The organism is Alteromonas pelagimontana, assembly GCF_002499975.2.
GTDB classification, from domain to species: Bacteria; Pseudomonadota; Gammaproteobacteria; order Enterobacterales; family Alteromonadaceae; genus Alteromonas; species Alteromonas pelagimontana.
The window spans coordinates 3427164-3445052 of the sequence record NZ_CP052766.1 but is presented as its reverse complement, the minus strand read 5'-3'; the positions used below and the strand labels follow the sequence as shown (position 1 = coordinate 3445052).

Annotated in this window: 15 protein-coding genes; 7 read left to right on the top strand and 8 right to left on the bottom strand. The window is 41.6% G+C overall.

Going from position 1 to position 17889, the window contains the following annotated elements; translation table 11 throughout:
* The first annotated feature begins 647 nt into the window (after window positions 1–647).
* From pepA to CA267_RS15110, 4 genes are all read left to right on the top strand, one after another.
* Complete coding sequence (pepA, locus tag CA267_RS15125) at window positions 648–1412, top strand: flocculation-associated PEP-CTERM protein PepA (RefSeq protein ID WP_075610186.1); 765 nt, start codon at window positions 648–650, stop codon at window positions 1410–1412.
* 146 nt (window positions 1413–1558) lie between these two features.
* Window positions 1559–4156, top strand: coding sequence for an XrtA/PEP-CTERM system TPR-repeat protein PrsT (gene prsT / locus CA267_RS15120; protein WP_075610185.1), 2598 nt, complete (start codon window positions 1559–1561; stop codon window positions 4154–4156).
* 88 nt (window positions 4157–4244) lie between these two features.
* Complete coding sequence (locus CA267_RS15115) at window positions 4245–5351, top strand: acyltransferase family protein (protein WP_075610184.1); 1107 nt, start codon at window positions 4245–4247, stop codon at window positions 5349–5351.
* Window positions 5352–5707: 356 nt separating this feature from the next.
* Window positions 5708–6814: an acyltransferase family protein gene (locus tag CA267_RS15110; protein ID WP_075610183.1), complete on the top strand. Its 1107-nt coding sequence runs from the start codon at window positions 5708–5710 to the stop codon at window positions 6812–6814.
* 267 nt (window positions 6815–7081) lie between these two features.
* Here CA267_RS15110 and CA267_RS15105 read toward each other — a convergent pair whose 3' ends face one another.
* Genes CA267_RS15105 through CA267_RS15085 form a run of 5 tightly spaced genes read right to left on the bottom strand, consistent with a single transcriptional unit; the run spans window position 7082 to window position 11933 of the window.
* Window positions 7082–8062: a glycosyltransferase family protein gene (locus tag CA267_RS15105; protein WP_097349244.1), complete on the bottom strand. Its 981-nt coding sequence runs from the start codon at window positions 8060–8062 to the stop codon at window positions 7082–7084.
* A 29-nt stretch (window positions 8063–8091) separates the two neighbouring features.
* Entirely contained in the window at window positions 8092–8943 is an 852-nt protein-coding gene (locus tag CA267_RS15100; protein ID WP_075610181.1) for a hypothetical protein, read from the bottom strand.
* A 37-nt stretch (window positions 8944–8980) separates the two neighbouring features.
* Complete coding sequence (locus CA267_RS15095) at window positions 8981–10237, bottom strand: O-antigen ligase family protein (protein WP_075610180.1); 1257 nt, start codon at window positions 10235–10237, stop codon at window positions 8981–8983.
* On the bottom strand, window positions 10234–10791 hold the full coding sequence (locus CA267_RS15090) for an arsenate-mycothiol transferase ArsC (RefSeq protein WP_170669074.1): 558 nt from the start codon (window positions 10789–10791) through the stop codon (window positions 10234–10236). Before CA267_RS15090 ends, CA267_RS15095 begins: the two co-directional genes overlap by 4 nt.
* 35 nt (window positions 10792–10826) lie before the next feature.
* On the bottom strand, window positions 10827–11933 hold the full coding sequence (locus CA267_RS15085) for a glycosyltransferase (protein ID WP_075610178.1): 1107 nt from the start codon (window positions 11931–11933) through the stop codon (window positions 10827–10829).
* Window positions 11934–12042: 109 nt separating this feature from the next.
* Between CA267_RS15085 and CA267_RS15080 the strand changes: the two genes are divergently transcribed.
* The 3 genes from CA267_RS15080 to CA267_RS15070 all read left to right on the top strand — a co-directional run bounded on the left by CA267_RS15080 (window position 12043) and on the right by CA267_RS15070 (window position 15117).
* A complete protein-coding gene (locus CA267_RS15080; protein WP_075610177.1) occupies window positions 12043–13203 on the top strand; it encodes a carboxylate--amine ligase in 1161 nt (386 codons plus the stop codon).
* A gap of 4 nt (window positions 13204–13207) precedes the next feature.
* Window positions 13208–14194: a polysaccharide deacetylase family protein gene (locus CA267_RS15075; RefSeq protein WP_075610176.1), complete on the top strand. Its 987-nt coding sequence runs from the start codon at window positions 13208–13210 to the stop codon at window positions 14192–14194.
* Window positions 14195–14307: 113 nt separating this feature from the next.
* Window positions 14308–15117, top strand: a complete 810-nt coding sequence (locus CA267_RS15070) for a hypothetical protein (RefSeq protein ID WP_075610175.1) — start codon at window positions 14308–14310, stop codon at window positions 15115–15117.
* 89 nt (window positions 15118–15206) lie between these two features.
* On the opposite strand, the gene CA267_RS15065 is transcribed toward CA267_RS15070, so the two are convergent.
* From CA267_RS15065 to CA267_RS15055, 3 genes are all read right to left on the bottom strand, one after another.
* Window positions 15207–15953, bottom strand: a complete 747-nt coding sequence (locus CA267_RS15065) for a DUF3405 domain-containing protein (RefSeq protein ID WP_075610174.1) — start codon at window positions 15951–15953, stop codon at window positions 15207–15209.
* Window positions 15954–16061: 108 nt separating this feature from the next.
* Complete coding sequence (locus CA267_RS15060) at window positions 16062–16964, bottom strand: hypothetical protein (RefSeq protein ID WP_075610173.1); 903 nt, start codon at window positions 16962–16964, stop codon at window positions 16062–16064.
* 65 nt (window positions 16965–17029) lie between these two features.
* On the bottom strand, window positions 17030–17863 hold the full coding sequence (locus tag CA267_RS15055; protein WP_075610172.1) for a glycosyltransferase family 2 protein: 834 nt from the start codon (window positions 17861–17863) through the stop codon (window positions 17030–17032).
* Between the last annotated feature and the right edge of the window lie 26 nt (window positions 17864–17889).

Below are 17889 nucleotides of genomic sequence, written 5' to 3'. Positions count from 1 at the left end.
TAGCTTTTCAGCATTTCTTGTACCAATTCTCATTGCAGTGTGATCAGTTCAGAGCACACATGATGACGAATATTATTTATCTCTTACTACCGGAACTTGGTTCTACCTAACTTAACAACTCTGCGCACAAGACAATCGGCAATTTTTTACCGAAGAGAGCGAGCTATTAACCAGGATCCGTAGCCTGATTCGGCCTACCCGCACACCTCACTTTTCAGCTTGTTCTTAAGCAGGTAACGACGATCTGCATCGCCGATACCCTTCCTAAGCATAAACCGCACTGCCGGCTTTAGGCTCCGATAATTAGTCAACTACTAAAGATACAAACGTAATCATGCTCTTGGTGAAAAAACCTCTCACATTGGCGGTATTATGTATTCAGAAACAAAAACTTAGCAATTAACAAGATGATTACATATAGGCGATAAGATTAGTAAATATAAAGTTAAAACTGATAAACTCATACTTTGTATACACATATTCCTTTTCTGCCAAAAAAGTATCAGGATTTTTTACACTTCGGCCTGTTTATTTAATAAACAGCTAAATTTCCCTATAAAAATCAATATCATAAAAGTTGGCACATGAAGTGCATTTAAATAATCGTGGCATTAATGCCCGTTACTTTGGAATGGAAAGGAAGTATTATGAAATTTAATAAAATTGTTAAAGCACTGACACTAACTGCTGGTTTAGCAGCATCGTTTTCTAGCTCAGCAGAATTCATGGATTTTACTGTTGATGAAACCAGCCAAAACGGTACTACCGTTGTTGCTGATAAAATTAACGGTGGTTTCGTAGAAACTATTGCGTTTGATGGTACTGGTGGTTTCACTGCAACAGCTTTTGCCACATTCAGCCAGTTGTTCTCTAACGAAGGTCAAACTACCCTGACTAATTCTACTCTGGGTTCTGACTATGTACTGTATGCTTTATTTACTGCTACCGGTACTGTGGAAGAAGAAACTTTTGCTGGTCAAACGTCAAGCATTTTAACTGGTACTTCTGGTCAGTTCACTTTATACATGGATCGTGATGCCAATACTACAGCTAACGATGATTTCTCACTGAACGATTCAGGTGATGACTTAGAACTAGGTTCTTCTGTTACTATCGAGAACAGCATTGGCTACCAAATCGGTGAAAATGGTCTGTTTGACTTCACCTTTACTGATTTCGCGTTAACTGATGACGGCAGCATGTACTTTGTTAGCCCAAATCCTTTCTACATGACCGTAAATGTAAACGGCGACTTCGATACATTTGAAACTGCAGCTGTTCAAACAACTACTGGTGACGTTAGTGCTGTATTCAGCAACGCTCCAGCAGAAGTTCCAGAACCTTCTACTTTAGCAGTTCTTGCTTTAGGTCTGTTAGGTTTAGGTGCATCTAGCCGTCGTAAAGCTAAATAAGCTTACTGATGTGCTAAAAAAGGCGACGAAAGTCGCCTTTTTTAATTATCTCGCGTTTCCGCCTAACCTTCACCTACCTTCCCTTTCTTTTTCACAGAATACCGCTTAAAGTAGGTCGTCAAAAGTAATCGGTAAAACAGTATCCTATGGAAAATAAGTTTGTCAGAACATCTATCGCCAGCCTTCTCTCATTAACGCTACTGACCGCTTGCGGTAAAGCCAGTGTTGAAGATCAACTTGGTGATGCGCAACAGGCGCTTCAGGCGCAAAAATATCAAAGCGCTATTATTACCCTTAAATCGACGCTTCAGGATGCCCCTGATGATCCTCGTCCACGCGCGTTACTTGCCAAAGCGTATTTTCAGCTAGGGGATATGGAGAGCGCGGTAATTACTTTTGAAAAAGCACTTGAACAAGGTGCTGACATAAATGGTGTTGCTAAAGAATACTTTCTTGCTCTTTATTCCAGCCCTGAATCCGGGCAGTTTGTGTCGACATTGGAAAAGTATAAAGACTCACTTAACCCACAGGCACTTGCTACCGGCGAGCTGATTGCAGCAATACTCACCGCCAGACGTGGTGACAGTTCCAGTAAAGATCATATAGCTGCCGCTAAAGCAGCTGCCGGCGCAGGCGATGGCCGCACAAACGATCTGTCAGACATTATCGATGTTTATCTTATTCAACGAACAGCATCAGACACTAAAATGCTAAATGCTGCGGTTGAAAAACACCCCAACGATTGGCTGGTACAGTCACTGGCCGCGGAATTACAGTATGCTTTAGGCGATCTTCAAGCCTCGTTAACAAATTACGAAGCGCTTTTGGAACAAAAGCCACAGTTTCAGCGCCTGCACTTAAATATCGCCGAAGCGCAAATACGCTTAAACAAGCTGGATGAAGCCAAAAAGCACGTTAACTACATTTTAAAGCGATATCCGAATCAACCGGTAGCTAACCAGCAACTTGCTGTTATTGAAATAGCAGCAAAAGATTTTGCGTCTGCCAATAAACATATCGAACTAGCCATGAACAATGGCATGGCTTCACCGTTTACCAGCTACATTGCCGGATTAACCCATTTTCGTTTAGGCAATTATGAACAGGCGCTGCAGAACCTTTCCAAAATTGTTAATGCTGTTCCTGCTACTCACCCAGCTAAACAGATGTTTGTTGCGGCGAAACTTCAGGCAGGGGCATCGCAGGATGCCTATGCAATGTTGCAACGCAATCCTGAATTAGTGGCCAATAATACCGGCCTTGCCGCGGCCACGTCTAAAGCCTTACTTGGCAGTGGCGATAGAGATAAAGCGAAGCAGCTACTTTCGCAAATCGATAGCAGCAAGGTAACAAGCGACGCAGGCAAACAACAGTTGGGCCTGTTCAAGGTAATGTCTGGTGACATATCAGGCATGGCGCTGGTGGAAGAGGCATCTAATGCGCTGTTAGCAGACGCATCAGCAGCAGATACCAAGCAGTCAAAGTTACTGCTGCTAAGTATGAAGACGTCGAGCGGCGAAACCGATGCTGCCAGAGCTATGTTGAATAAATGGATTGCAGACGAACCAGACAATGTAGAAAACTATGTCATTGCTGCTGAGTTTGAGAAGTTTCAGCAGAATTATAAAGGCCTGGACGCCATTTACAGTAAAATTGCTGAATTAGATCCTGACAACATTGCCGCCAAAAACTACAACGCATCTAAGGCTATCGGCCAAGGCAATTACTCGAAAGCATTAACTTTGTTTTTGGATAACCTGAAGCAGAATCCAAATAGCGCCGATGCCCTTGAAGGTGCTTACCAGGCTGCCGCCAAGGCAAAAGACGAATCGGCAGCCCAGGCGCAAATTAATGATGTGCTGAAAAATGCCACCGACACCAGCACCTTTACTACCTTGTATAGCCAGTTCCTAGCGGGCAATTATTCACAGGTAATAAAAGTTGCTGAAGCATCGACATTTAACGCCAGGGAAACCCCACCCGCCAATTACATGCTTTCCACCGCTTATTTACAAACCGGTCAAGCCAATAAAGCCATTAATGTGCTTCAAAAAATTGTTTCCAGCGGCATGACAACACCGCAGGTTTTACTCAACCTGGCGAAAGCCCAGGCTGTGGCGCAAAAGCCGCGGCAGGCGTTGGAAACGCTGGCAATGTTTAATGAAAGCGGTTCAGCAAGCAATGCGGAAATTTATGAAGAGGTTCGCCTGCTAAAAGCGAGTATTTTGATGGATCAAAATAATTACGCTAACGCCCTACAAGAACTTAACGCAGCCAGCGAGCAGGTTAAAGCCAGCCCGCAAGGCCAGTTACTGTTAGGGCGTGGTTACTTGGGTACAGGCAAAGCAAACGAGGCTGTCAATGCGTTACAGCAAGCCTATTCGGCTTCTGAATCCGGTGTTGCCGTACAATATCTTTTTGAAGCGCTAAAAGCTGACGGCAAGACAGATCAAGGGTTAAAAATACTAAAACAGCATATGGAAAAGTATCCAGATAAAGATAACACCAATATGCTTTATATCAGCGAGCTGGCATCGCAGAACCCCACCGAAGCCATTCGTTACTACGAAGATCTTCTTAGTAAGCAGCCGGAGAACTGGGTAGCAATGAATAATGTGGCCTGGTTACTGTACGAACAAAACAGTCTGGAAAAAGCTCACAGCTGGATTAAAAAGGCCGCAAAACTAAAGCCTCGGAATCAGGGCATTTTAGATACCAAAGCGAAGATTGAAGCGAAGATGTAACAGGCCATTATAAGGTGGCCTAAAGTAAGGCCACCGGCTATGCAAATCCTTTAACCTGTTATTCCAGCCGCGTTTTCAGGATCAGATAATGACAAGCAGCAATACCGCCCGCCTCTATTATCTTGATTCAATGCGAGCGATATTAATGGTATTAGGTGTGGTCATGCATTCTGCACAACTTTATAGTCTTGAAGAACCACTTCCGCTAGCCAGCCAATACCACAGTATCTGGATGACCTATCTGTATGACACCATACATTTATTTCGCATGTCTGCATTTTTTATGGTATCCGGCTTTTTCTGCTATCTTACCCTAAATAAGTATGGCGGAGCAAAGTTCCTGCGGCTAAGGCTGGTGAGAATCGCAGTTCCTCTTATTACAACGATTTTTACACTCAATCTGTTGCAGTTTTATTTTCTACAACAGGGAGGCTGGATAAGCGGAAGTCTTACACACCACTTCACCAGTGGCGTTTATATCGGACACCTATGGTTTTTGGTGAACCTGCTTTACTACTTTATTTTTTCGGCAACGCTACACAGTATCAGTCCGTTACCAAAAGCCAGAGGGCTGACAGACACCTCTACTTTCTTTCGCAAATGCCCGGTTGCCATACTACTGCTGCTACTGCCCATGGTCACGTTATCCGTGATGGCACTGAATAAACTAGGCATTCCTATCTATACTGAAAAACTCGGGTTATTCAAGCCATATTCGTTACTGTATTATTATGTTTACTTTGCTTTTGGATACCTATTGGCCGCCAACCGCAGTTTCTACCAGAATTTTATGAAGATAAACCCGCTTTTTTCTATCGCTATTATCATTCTGGGATGCCTGGTTAACTACCTGTTTGTTCGCGATTCCAGCACGCTCATGATGGCCATAGCTGAATATGGCTACCTGGTAGCGCAGTGGTATTCTGTCGCTTTGTGCTTCTATCTGTTTAGTAAATTACTTGACCAAAAATCCCACGTTATGGCACTTTTTTCCGAAGCATCTTACAGCGTTTATCTATTCCATTTTATTATCTTAATACTGTTCTCTTCCGTGCTGGTTAAATTAAATTTCGGCCCCCTGTTAGGCACTATGCTATCCATAGTAGTCGTAACGGTGTGTTCTTTCGCTATCCACTTTTTCATTATAAGGAAATTCATATTTCTGAGATTTTTATACAATGGAAGGTTTTATTGAATTGTTAAACAGGCAGGTAGGGGGAACGCGCCCCTGAATTCAGATAACAGGTGCACCATTCGGGTTAAACGGCGAGAAGATATTTGTTAACTAACATGGTAATATTCTGATGAGGGGAGTCGCCGCTACGAAGGCCTTCTCAGTAAGCAACCGGTCGACTGGTAACAATGAATAACGTCGCTTGGTTGCTGTACGAACAGAACAGGCCGCTAAATCAAAAACCTAGAAATCAGGTAATTTTGTAGATACCCAAGCGAAGACGTAATAGTAACCATACAGAGGCCTCATATGGGGCTTCTTTCTAAACACTTAACTTCATGAGCCTAATTTCCCAGCCACACTTTCAGGATGAAAAGATGACCAGTAGTAGCTCCGCCCGTATTTATTATTTGGATTCAATGCGAGCCATATTAATGGTACTAGGTGTTGTAATTCACTCCGCGCAAATTTATAGCACAAAACACGCTCTTCCTATAGTTAACGGAGAGACCAGCGTTTTTATGAGTTATCTTATCGACACAATTCATCTTTTCCGCATGCCGGCGTTTTTTGTTGTTTCTGGCTTTTTTTGCTATATCACACTTAATAAATACGGAATCCCAAAATTTTTGCGATTGCGACTAGTTCGGATCGCGGTACCTTTAGTTGTCACTATATTCACGTTTAACATGATTCAATTCTACTTGCTTAAAGAGGGCGGCTGGGTAAAAGGCAGCTTGGCAAGCCATTTTATAAACGGCGGTTATATTGGACATCTCTGGTTTCTTGTAAACCTTATTTACTACTTTATATTTACAGCGATCATCCATAATATTGGGCTGATAACAAAATTTAGGACTCGTGTTATTGAATCCACGTGGTTTAATAAAACGCCTGTCTTAGTGTTGTTGTTTGCTCTGCCCATTATCACTATTCTGATAATGGCTTTGAACAAACTAGGCTTTCCAATTTACGTAGAAAAATTTGGCTTATATCGACCTTATTCCCTACTTTACTATTATGTTCATTTTGTTTTTGGGTATGTTCTGGCGTCCAACCGCCACCTGTACCACAATTTTATGAAAGTAAACCCTTTAATTTCTATCGTGCTCATTGTGATCGGGTGCACTATCAGTGGTATATTCGCTACTAGCAACGATACCCTTATAACAATAGCAGCAGAGTACAGCTATCTTGCGGCACAGTGGTTTTCTATAGCATTGTGCTTTACTATTTTCTCTAGGTTGTTTGACCACAGGTCACACTTTATGGCTTTTTTTTCAGAAGCGTCTTACACCGTTTATTTATTTCACTTTATACTTCTAATGCTAGTATCTTCATTACTAGTAAAATTGGATTTAGACTATATTCTAGGCTTCACGCTTTCTATAGTGATCGTGACCTCGCTGTCCGTTGCTGCGCACGTATTTATTATTAGAAAATCCAAAATTCTTGGATTCTTATATAATGGAAAATCTTACTGACTTCTGAGTTAGAGGTAGGAAATATATAAACTATTATAGCTTTTGTTAATCGAATTTATATTTCGATTAACAATAAGTGGTCCTGAAACTATAATGACGAAGTCATTACATGGTTATTATTGGATACTTCGCAAACATGTCACCATCCTACTAAAGATAATGTAAAGTCATATATACACTTACTACAGGGGTGCCAGAAAAATATTCAGCGAATAAGATAACGCTAAGAGATCAATGTGAGAAGATAGATGCAGAACATAAAGCTAATTAATTTGCTTCGTTACATTTAATGGAATAGTTTAGGCGAGCGCAAATCTTTTGCTGGAGCAAAGTTATCTTTATACTATATTCCTCTCTAAAAATTTCGACTTTTTTAATTAGGCTATTTTCCTGACTTGCATGAATAGCATTTATTAAGCTTGCACTATTTAGTTCCGAGTAACACACTGAATCGTGAAATAATTCTCGATTTACGACGGTATCACTAACTACAACTGGTTTTAACAAAGATATTGATTCGTAAGCGCCACATACCAGACAGTCATCCCTTGTAGTCAAATCAAGGACAGCTAAACAATTAGCTAACGTTTTAACGTATTCATCTTCAGAAATGAAGCCTAAAAGAACAACATTGTCCGGCAACGTGTTAAAATCGATTTTATCAGAATACTTTTTATAATTACCAGAAAACTTGAAAACATATTCTGGTAACATTCTCGCTACTTCAATATAGAGATCAATAGGCTCATCTAATGACCAAGAACACACAACAAAAAGATAGTTTCCATTACTTAACTCCTCCGTATTTATCTGAGGAAAAGATGGCAATGGATCAGGAATAAACTCGGATTTGATATCAAATTTATTTAAATGGTCTACCAATAGCCTATTAGTTACGAGTACAAGATCAGCACGCTTTAGTATCCAATTATTTATAGCTAAGAGAAACTTTGATTTACCTTCGTTTGGATAAACGCCTGCATTATGCGCGTCTATAACTAATTTAGTAGTAAATATTTTGCTCAATATTACTGAGATGAAACATAGAATTATAGAAGGATTCTGAACAAAAATTAAACTATAGCTTTTAGAGTTAAAGATAAAATAAGTGTCTTTCAGGCATAACAGATAGCGCTTAATGCCATTCCCATTGTTTGAAAACTCAAAATATTTAGCATTGAATAGATCGGCCATAGAGCGATTTCTTGGTTGACGTTCCCACGTTATCCAAGCTGATTTAGAATACATTTTAAATTTTCCTGCTTATTATTAATTAACTATGAATCGCTTGGGATTCTACATAAGTCTGTATAAAACTCGACAATAGGATAGCCGTCAACGTCCGTCCACTTCGGAGTTTCAGAAGTAATAGTAATATCATCTACATACATGAACTGATCTTTGGGAGCGCCACCATTCCAATACGTAAAGAGCAATGCTCTAGTAGCCAAATCATCTACATGTTTCAAAGTTTTTCTATTCGTTATATGAGCAATCTTTTCCCCATCCTTCCATATTCTAACTTCAGCCATTCCCCCTTCATCTTTACTGATACTGTCGAAAGTTATAGACATTTGATAATTTTCCCAACGTTCTTTTTGGAATATATCATTTTTTCTACCCACATTATGCCAACGTTGTTCGCCTTCATATATAAAGCGAAACGGTGCATTACTTCCTTTTATATTCACATATAAATCGTCATAACCAACATTTTTTTGCTTAGAATCTTTAGTTAATATCCTTAGAAATTTAAGCCTACTGCCCCCAGAAGAAGAATAGGGCTCAAATTCTTCTGGCATGTAAGTATGTACACTAAACCAAACTTTATCGCCTCGTCTAAGAGGTTCGGGAAATTTCCAGTCTCCCCCCCATCTTCCGTAGCCAGTCTGACCTTCTTTTATCCATATTTTTGCTGACTGACCAGATAAAACTTGATCTTTAGTAACTTCAGATTGTCCCGCTAAGTCTTTAAAACCGGTACTACCTTTTGCTCTATCACCCAGCTTTTCACTTTCAAATGTAGATTTTATCGTCCAGCCATCACTTGCTTTCGAATTTGGCGAAAAAATCATGAAAAATATAAATAGATTAAAACACAAAATCTTATGCATTTTATTTATGATCATACTGATATTTCCTTAATATGGATTATTGTCAATTAACCTATTTAGTAAAACTAGAGATTAAACTTATTTGTAAAGCAATTGAAATCCATAAGAATGGATAGTATCCAATCGTCACAAATTGACCAGCAATAAAAAATCCTACCACACCTAATTTAAGCGATATCCAGAGGGCATTATAAAATGGTTCACTTACTATGCTACTCGTACCTATTCTAGGTCGTTTCATAATTAAGCTAGCCATAATTATCAACAAATATATCAGAAGCCCAGTAAAACCTGAATCAGTTCCTATTTGTATCAAAATATTGTGAGGTAACTGAGCGTAGCTATATAAGACATCTTTAAAATAATGGTCTTGGTAGTAGGGCTGAAAATTGTAATAGCCAACACCTAAAATGGGATTGTCCTTCATCATGTCCCAGCCATGCTCCCAATAAAGCTTGCGCTGAATGGAAGATTTATCTTCTCCGATTTCCGTAAAACGTAATTTCTGCTCTTCTGGAAGAATATTCCAACCTATTGAGCAAATTAGTACGATAAGGATAAGTACTTTCGGTTTAAAAATTTGTTTATAAAACATCAGAAGTAACTGGATGACTAACGCTATCTGAGCCCCTCGGCTGCTACTGCCCAGTATTGTCAGAATAGGGCATATAGTTGCTGCTAATAACAAATATTTCTCCCACCGTCGCACGTCATTTTTATATGCTTTATACAAGTAATAGCCGATAGGAAATAACACCAGCATTAACACGGCGAGTTCGCCAGAATTTTGAAAATAACCCGGCGGCCCCATTAGTCCCCACGAGGTGAATCCAAAGCCTCGCATAATCCAAATTCTAGATGTTCCGATAGCTATTTTTAAACAACATAAGAAGAAAACCATAAAAAAGATATAAAATCGTTCTCTAGTGGTAACAATCGATGTAATGACAAAAAATATAATAATCCACTGGATGAAGAATATATAATAATCGAAAGACCAACCAACATCATATGCAGTTATCATAGAAAGGTGAATTATTACTGCAAAAAATATTAGAAAAGTATGCATTGCAGTAAAACGAAGTTTGGCCTTCGAGTCGGTAAAAATACCAATAATTGCGAGACCTAAAAATAACTGCGCCCAAGGTAAAAAATCAAGCCATTTAAATATCGCTTGAGGGCGAAAGTACTCAACAAACATATATGCACAGACGCACTTAAACGCAAAAGATTCCGTTTTAAAATGCGCCCAAAGCTTTTTTACTTTTAAAAAAAGAAAATCATCTACTGTATACGTCTGAGTTTTCATGATGTACTTCTAATGCCTTTAATCGCAGCCTTCGTTGCTTGCTCAATCTTCTGCAAGCAGTCCTTGAAGAATACCTGATTTGTGCTGTAAGGGTCGTGTAAATATACGATCTTCGTATCGGTGAGCATACCTATCAGCAGTATGGGCGTACTGGGATATTGAAGCTTAAGTTCCTTTACGTGCGCGGGTTCCATTGCAATAAGCAAGTCGCCTTCTTCGGGTTGGTATTCTTTAATGTTGATGGAACGATGCTCTTCCAGGTTATAACCAAGAGAAGCTGCGACAGAAATTGTTTTTTCGAACGCTTTGTCACCACCACGACAGTGCAGACCGAAAGACACTGCTGGAAAACCCAGGGATTTACTTACGTATTCACCGAAAGGGCTACGGCAGATATTACCGCTACAGATAAATACTAACCGTTTCGTGCCCGCAAGATTAGATGTTCCGTGAGCACGAAATCTTCCTAGTCCATTTAAAAAATTAAAATAGAAGTACCTCAATACTCCTTTTTTAGATCCAAATCTATCAGCGATTTTTTGTGATATGCTCAAAACTGTTCTCTTTATTATAACTAACTACATAATCGCTAATTGATATCAGCGTGCTGACGATACAACTGTTGGTATGATGCTAACATGCCTTGCGTTGAAAACGCCCCTTCAACCCGTTCTACTGCCATGGCGTTTACTATGGATTTTAACCCCATATCTGCTGTTTCTTTGATAGCCTCAGCTATCGCCTTAGCATCAACAGCTACAAGCCGGCCCTGTTGATCATTTTGGATAATTTCTTCCGGACCCCCGCAGCGTGTGGCTATAACAGGCAAGCCTGTTGCCATGGCTTCAATTGTACTGATGGAAAATCCTTCAGCGTCAGAGGTCAGTAAAAAGCAATCCAGATTTTGTAGGTATTCAGGCGTATCGGCAATAAAGCCTATAAAATGTATATTGGTAACATTACGTTTGGCAATAAGCTCGTCAAGTTTGGTTTTTAATGAAGCTTTGGGATCGCCTGCAACAACAAACGCCAGGTTTGGGTGAGTTTGCTGCGCAATGGCGGCCGCCTCTATTAATAAATCGTAGCGTTTGGACGTTCTAATATTCCCTAGCGATCCAAATAGAATAGTGTCTTCAGGCAGGTGTAGCTGCTGCTTTAGGCGGGTGGATCGCTGCCCATTATAAATTGCGGTATCAATACCGTTATAAATTACTGATGTTCTTTCTGGCACCAACAGGTTGTGCGCCTTAATTTTTTCCGCCAAAGAACGACTTACCGCAACAAAATGGGAAATGCCATGGCGCATAAACCACAGCTTTAAGCCTTTAAAACGTTCATTGGGAGAAATATCCACCATGCCGTGATACGTAGCAATAACCGGGATTCGGGTGATCATGCCCACAATAGAGGCATAAACGTTCGAGCCCAACAAGTGGGATTGAATGAGCCGCACCTTGTGCTTTTTTACTAATTGGCAAAGTTTGATAATAAGACTTACATTAAAACTGCCTTTGGAATCGATAATAACAGGTTCAATTCCCACTTCGCGAAGGGAGGTAGCCACGTAGCCTTCACCCCGAATAACCGCAATAGAATCAACATCAGCGCTGCGAATTTTATCAGCCAGAGCAATAAAAACATCTTCTGCGCCGCCCGGCCCCGTGGTATCGATTAAATGTAAAATCTTATAAGTCATGTTTATTTTTTTCAGGCATAATAGCCACTAAATGAATGCTACTAAAACTACTTGTGGCAAAGGATACCAAGCAATCCTGTTGCTGCATACCGGACATTGAAGTATTGGTATGGAAAAAAAAGCAATTCTTGTCTTTGATGCCGCGCAGCGCAGTGCATTGGCAGCTACCCGGGCATTAGGCAAGCGAAAGGACATTCTGGTTTACACAGCAGATTATCATGAAAATGCGTTAGCAGGATGCTCTCGCTATAGCGAACAGTATCTTCGCTGCCCTAACCCTTCTGAAAACAGTCTTGCTTTTATTAAGTGGGTTAGCAACACAGTTACACAATATCATATTGATGTGTTATTTCCGTTAACTGAAGTTACCAGCCGAACATTGTTAGAACACCAAGCGTCTTTACCGGCTTGCAAGCTTCCATTTGCGCCTTTACATAAAGTGCTAGCGCTGAGTAACAAAAGCGAACTTACTAACTTGGCCGAAAGTTTGGGCGTTCCGGTTCCGGCTTCTCAGTTTTGTGAATCGGCTGCGGATATCCAATGGCAAGCGGTTAAATTTCCCTGCGTACTAAAACCCGCCTTATCGAAAGTAATGGTTGATAACGCCTGGCTGGCCACGCAGGTGCATATTGTGAGTTCTGAAGAAGAAATGCGCGAGGTACTTACCCAACAGCCATATTTTGATGGGCACGCGTTTATGGTGCAGCAATATATTGGTGGCCAGGGCGCAGGGGTATTTTGTTACTACCAGCAAGGCGAAGCAAAAGCATTTTTTGCGCATAAGCGGTTGCGGGAAAAGCCCCCATCTGGCGGCGTAAGCGTGTTAAGCGAGAGCGTTGCTGTAGATCCTACCATGAAACTGTATGCCGAACGTTTGCTAAACAGTGTGGGCTGGCACGGCGTAGCGATGGTAGAGTTTAAAATAGATGAAGACGGCACGCCCTATTTAATGGAAATTAACACCCGCTTGTGGGGCTCATTACAGTTGGCGATAGATGCGGGAGTAAATTTTCCGGCGCTGCTGGTAGACGGCGAATATCAGCCAGTAAACACACCGCCCCCCTTTACCACCGGCGTGCAGCTGCGTTGGTTATTAGGCGATGTTGACAACCTTTATATACAACTTAAAAGCGGTGCGTTAACCTTTGGCGATAAATGCCAGCATATTCTGCGCTTTTTAACCCCCAAGTTTGCTAAACGTCGGCATGAGATTAACCGAATGGACGATATGAACCCGTTCTGGTACGAACTAAAACATTATTTTAAGTGAATTTATGCTAAAGCCTCTGCTGAAATCTTGCGCACAATGGGTAGCTGGCACCATCGGTTGGGCTAGCATGAAACGCGGCGATAAAAAGCTCATTGTGCTTATGTATCATCGCGTTCTGCCTACAGACGACCCTCGTTTTCAATATGAAGAACCCGGTATGGTGGTATCTGATCGCACCTTTGCCATGCATATGCAAACGCTGTCAGCAGAAAAGCTACCGGTGATGACGGTGTCAAAGTGGGTGGGCCTGAGCGATGTAGAGCGCCCCGCTTTAACGGTGGCCATTACTTTTGACGATGGCTGGTTAGATAATTACGAATATGCTTTTCCGGTGTTAAAGCAATACGGTTTTCCCTCTACGCTCTATGTGGTTTCGGATTTTCTTGGGTTGCCCGCGCCCTTTTGGCCCAACAAGGTGCTGCGGTTACTGCTGACGCCCGGTTTGCGGATAGATGAGAACTGGCAACCGCTATTGAACATGATTAACGCCGAACTTTCATTACCGCTAAGCCGTAATGCCGCCGCAGAGGTAATTGCTAAACTCAAGCAGTATGATGATGACGACATTTATCAGGCACTTGCTTCTATTAAAGCCGATACCGCAGCGTCGCAAATCGAAATGATTAATCAGGAACAGCTACTTGATGCGCAAACCCATTATGGTGTAGAAGTCGGTTGCCATACACGTAAGCATTATCGGTTAGTTGAAGGGCTAAATGCAGAAAAACTGCAGGATGAAGTTGTACAAAGCAAACAGATTTTAGAAGCACTTACGCATAAAGCCGTCTCTTCTTTTTGTTTTCCTAACGGCGATTTTTCTGACGCAGCGCACGCGCTGGTAAAATCTAATTATTGTTGCGCAGTTACAACTAAGCGTGGCATAAATACCTCCGGCTCACTTATTCCTTCAAAATTAAACAGAGTGGGCGTACATGACGATATCAGCAATCGACCCATTTCCTTTAAAGCCAGGTTGTCTTGCTGGTTATAATGCAGCACCGTTGTGAATAATATGGTAGTGGTTTATTGTCTGCGCACATCAAATCAGCCTGACAGAACGTGTTCATGTCACAGAAGTTGTAAAACGTTGTAGAAGAATAGAATATGAAACAAAGCACCCAGTATAAATACGTCATTACTTCAGGTTGGTGGTGTGGCGAAGTAGAGCAAGAACAGCGCGTAAGGTACGGCAGCGAAGAAATTCGTTCAGTCGCCTTTTTCAAAAAATGGAAAAAATCTATCTTTGATAATACGTCTCCTATTCAAATTATGGTAGTAGACAGCCACTCCCCCACCAAGCCTACAAGAGATGAACTCGAAGGTATCGAGTTTCTTTCTATTACGGAAAATCCTGGCCACTCCACTAACCATACCGGCAAATATTGTGGATACATGCGGTCAATAATTATGGGTGTTACCTATGCCTCGCTATGCGACGTAGACTATTGGGTATATGTAGAACAAGATGCGCTGCTGCAGGGTGAAGGCATTATTGAAGAATGCATCAGCCAAATGACGAAACCTTTTATGTTTGGCTCAGCTAAGGGCGTTCCTCAACTTATTCAGCAAAGCTTTATTATTATAAGAAAGGATGGCTTCGAGCCGTTTTTACGCCACTTAAATGAACTGGATTACCCAGATAGCGAACTGCCCCCCGAAACTAAATTTGTGCTGGCGGCAAGCCCACTGCTTAGAATGCTGCCAGTCAGCTTGTTCAAAGGCAGCAAAAACCCCAGCGCCTTTAGAAAAATGCTGCGGCGGCTGGTAAGATTTTTAGTAGCGAGATTCAAAGGCTATGATGAGCTGCCCGTTGGCTACGGCAGAGCCAGACCGATCAAATTTGAAGATAAATATTTGTACTTTCAACATGCTACTGAAGAAGAGTTGGCAAAGTATGAAAAAATAAAGATGTAAGCTTCAGCCAATGTTCCTGATTTCCCCCAAAACGCTTCTCCTTTTCACTTTACTAAAGATGTTCTAGCGCTTTGGATGCTAAAACATCTTTAGCGAAACGTATTTCTTATGATGCTTCTAGCCCTTTTTATAGTGCGTCTGCGATATTCACCAAAGGGTTTTACCGGATGGTAGAGTGTATTTCGCTTAATGCCTGTTAGCAATTTCGAAGGCTCGTAAGTGAAGGAACCTGGCCCCATTCCCATTTTTGTGGGCGTACTGGTATAGCAATCCGGTACAACAGTTTTAATGTCTTCTACTGTTTTGCCGTAATAGGTTAAGACAGTTGGCCATGCAATCTCGTGGTGTCCGGCCCATCCCTCGCCGTACGCTATTATAAGCGTTTTAGCAGCAGATGAAGAAATACGGAAAAAAGGTAGAAATACCGTTTTTTCTATCGAGACATTGTTTTGTGGAGTGACAAAAGAACGCCTATGCTTCCACCCCTGAACGATTTCTCTGTAATTTGTTGCCAGCAAATCATCATTACTGGCATCAAATGCTGAAATAAAATCAAAAAAGCTTCCTGTGTACCGAACGTCATCTTCGCAGAACCAATAATAATCGTATTGGGGATGATCATGTGCAAAGGCTAAATGACAAAGATCGAGATTCCCTGGCATGATAGTCCAATTATTCTCATGAAACTTCGGCGCGCTGTCTTTAAACAGTGCACGCAAAGACGCCCGGTTGTACACAACATGCTGAACACCATTCACATTGCGGTTGAACGCTTCACCGCTATCATCGTAGGTTAAGACGAAGAAATCACATTTTCCGGCAAAATGCTTTGCCAATTTTAACGCCTGACTGTTGACGCTTCTTGAAAAGAAGATGAAACACTTTCTCTGGTTCATTAGTTCCCGCACTACTTGTCTTTTATTAGTACCACTATTCTCCCTTACTTAAGGTCGAACTAACGCTTCTGGCCACTCTTGTTGAATTACACTGATATCATTTTGATACTGCTGCTGTAGCACCTGCTGCATATCCTTATCGATAAATGTGTATTTGTCTTCATTACTCGTTGCTTTTTTATCCTGATAGATATCTCTACACACTTTTGTCCAATATTTAGGAGCGACAAAGCTTTCGGCTTGTATCATATCTTCAACATACTTAACTGCATCTAAACTGGGAGTAACCGTACCCTCTGGTGGCTGAATGACAGGAACCGCCAGTTCAGCCCCGGTAAATTCTTTAATAATTTCGCGCCAGTGATTGCTGTAATCTTCCTGCTGCCATATTTTAAGTTTGGCAGCAGGCAGCTGAAGCTGAATATTATAAAGAACCGGCAACCACGAAGGCGATTGGCCATTTTTTAGTGCTGTAGATAGCGCCTGCTTGGCCTTAAGGGCAATTTTTGGCTTAAAGCGTAAAGCTGTAGTGTATGCTCCAGGCAATACCTTATCAAAACTTCGTATACTTAGGTAAACAGTGGTATCTATATAGCCACTGATAAACTTAATAAAATCCAAATTTACCCGTTGATATGGCTGAATGGCGCATAGATCAATGCAGTCGCCCATTATGTTTTCTTCAGAGATTACCAACGTACTGTCAGCGTTGCATTGCTGCATTAGGTTTCTGGCGAGATAGCCCTTCTTTAAAAAGCTCAGCTTAAGCTTAGCTAAACGAGACGTGTGGGTTAGCTCGCGAATAGCATCGCGGTAGTCGTCTCTGGGAAGATAGATGATATTTTGTTGAGCGAGTTCTTCTTTAACGGCGGCAAGGGTGTCTTGAAGGTGGGTAGTTGCCGTTTTATGTGCGCCGATATGAATATGTAACTGCTTAGGTTGTCGAAACATGAAAGTTATCCATTAAAAACGAAGCTGACTCTTAAACTGCTACTGTGACAAAATTTCTTTTAGCTTTAAAACAAACGAGCAATAATGTAGCGAACTCCTGAAGCTATTTCGACATAGGTTTTTCGCAAGGGTTGCTGGCGCATTTTGAAAAACCAGAACTTGCTATACATGAAGCGTTGACCAGGGCTAAATAACGCCCTTTTGGTGTAATAGGCTCCGCGGCCTATATCATAGCTATGCTTTAGTTTTTCAAATTCTGCTTGAGTTTTACGGCCATGATCATGGTGCACAACAATATCGGGAACGTATCTGCCAGCCCCGCCTAAGCGAAGGCATTCTGCCATGGTATCAACATCTTCGCAGGGAAATTTTGCTCCGGCACCAAACAGTGGATCAAACCCGTTTGCTTTTTCTAATATTGATTTACGGAACATAAAATTTGCACCATGAATCGCTCCGGGACGCATTACTGTATAAGGAGGGAAATCTTGAACTTCTTCCGATAACTTAACGGTTATATTGAGATCCGTTGGGTCAAACAACAACACCCGCCCGCCAAAAAAGCTTACAGATTCGTCTGCAAAATTTCGTGCAATGGCGGTCAGATAGTCAGGTTCCGGATAACAGTCGTCGTCGGTATAGGCAATAATGTCATAACGCGATACGGCCAAACCTGCGTTGCGAGCATTACCCAGCCCCTGCTGTTTTCCTACACAGGTGACCAGCGGCAGCGATGAGGTCTGCCGGTAGTTGTTCAGGAATTCAGCCGTACCGTCAGTACAGTTGTTATTTACGACAACTAATTCCCACGGATGGTCAAATTGCACCCGCTCGAACGCCTTCAGGCACTTTTGCAACGCATCCACTCGGTTATAAGTACAAATGATAACGGAAATCACACAGACACCTTAGTCAGAAAGCGAGT

Coding starts and splice junctions, on each gene's coding strand:
- pepA (WP_075610186.1), top strand. CDS start 648: ATGAAATTTAATAAAATTGTTAAAGCACTGACACTAACTGCTGGTTTA.
- prsT (WP_075610185.1), top strand. CDS start 1,559: ATGGAAAATAAGTTTGTCAGAACATCTATCGCCAGCCTTCTCTCATTA.
- CA267_RS15115 (WP_075610184.1), top strand. CDS start 4,245: ATGACAAGCAGCAATACCGCCCGCCTCTATTATCTTGATTCAATGCGA.
- CA267_RS15110 (WP_075610183.1), top strand. CDS start 5,708: ATGACCAGTAGTAGCTCCGCCCGTATTTATTATTTGGATTCAATGCGA.
- CA267_RS15105 (WP_097349244.1), bottom strand. CDS start 8,062: ATGTATTCTAAATCAGCTTGGATAACGTGGGAACGTCAACCAAGAAAT.
- CA267_RS15100 (WP_075610181.1), bottom strand. CDS start 8,943: ATGATCATAAATAAAATGCATAAGATTTTGTGTTTTAATCTATTTATA.
- CA267_RS15095 (WP_075610180.1), bottom strand. CDS start 10,237: ATGAAAACTCAGACGTATACAGTAGATGATTTTCTTTTTTTAAAAGTA.
- CA267_RS15085 (WP_075610178.1), bottom strand. CDS start 11,933: ATGACTTATAAGATTTTACATTTAATCGATACCACGGGGCCGGGCGGC.
- CA267_RS15080 (WP_075610177.1), top strand. CDS start 12,043: ATGGAAAAAAAAGCAATTCTTGTCTTTGATGCCGCGCAGCGCAGTGCA.
- CA267_RS15075 (WP_075610176.1), top strand. CDS start 13,208: ATGCTAAAGCCTCTGCTGAAATCTTGCGCACAATGGGTAGCTGGCACC.
- CA267_RS15070 (WP_075610175.1), top strand. CDS start 14,308: ATGAAACAAAGCACCCAGTATAAATACGTCATTACTTCAGGTTGGTGG.
- CA267_RS15060 (WP_075610173.1), bottom strand. CDS start 16,964: ATGTTTCGACAACCTAAGCAGTTACATATTCATATCGGCGCACATAAA.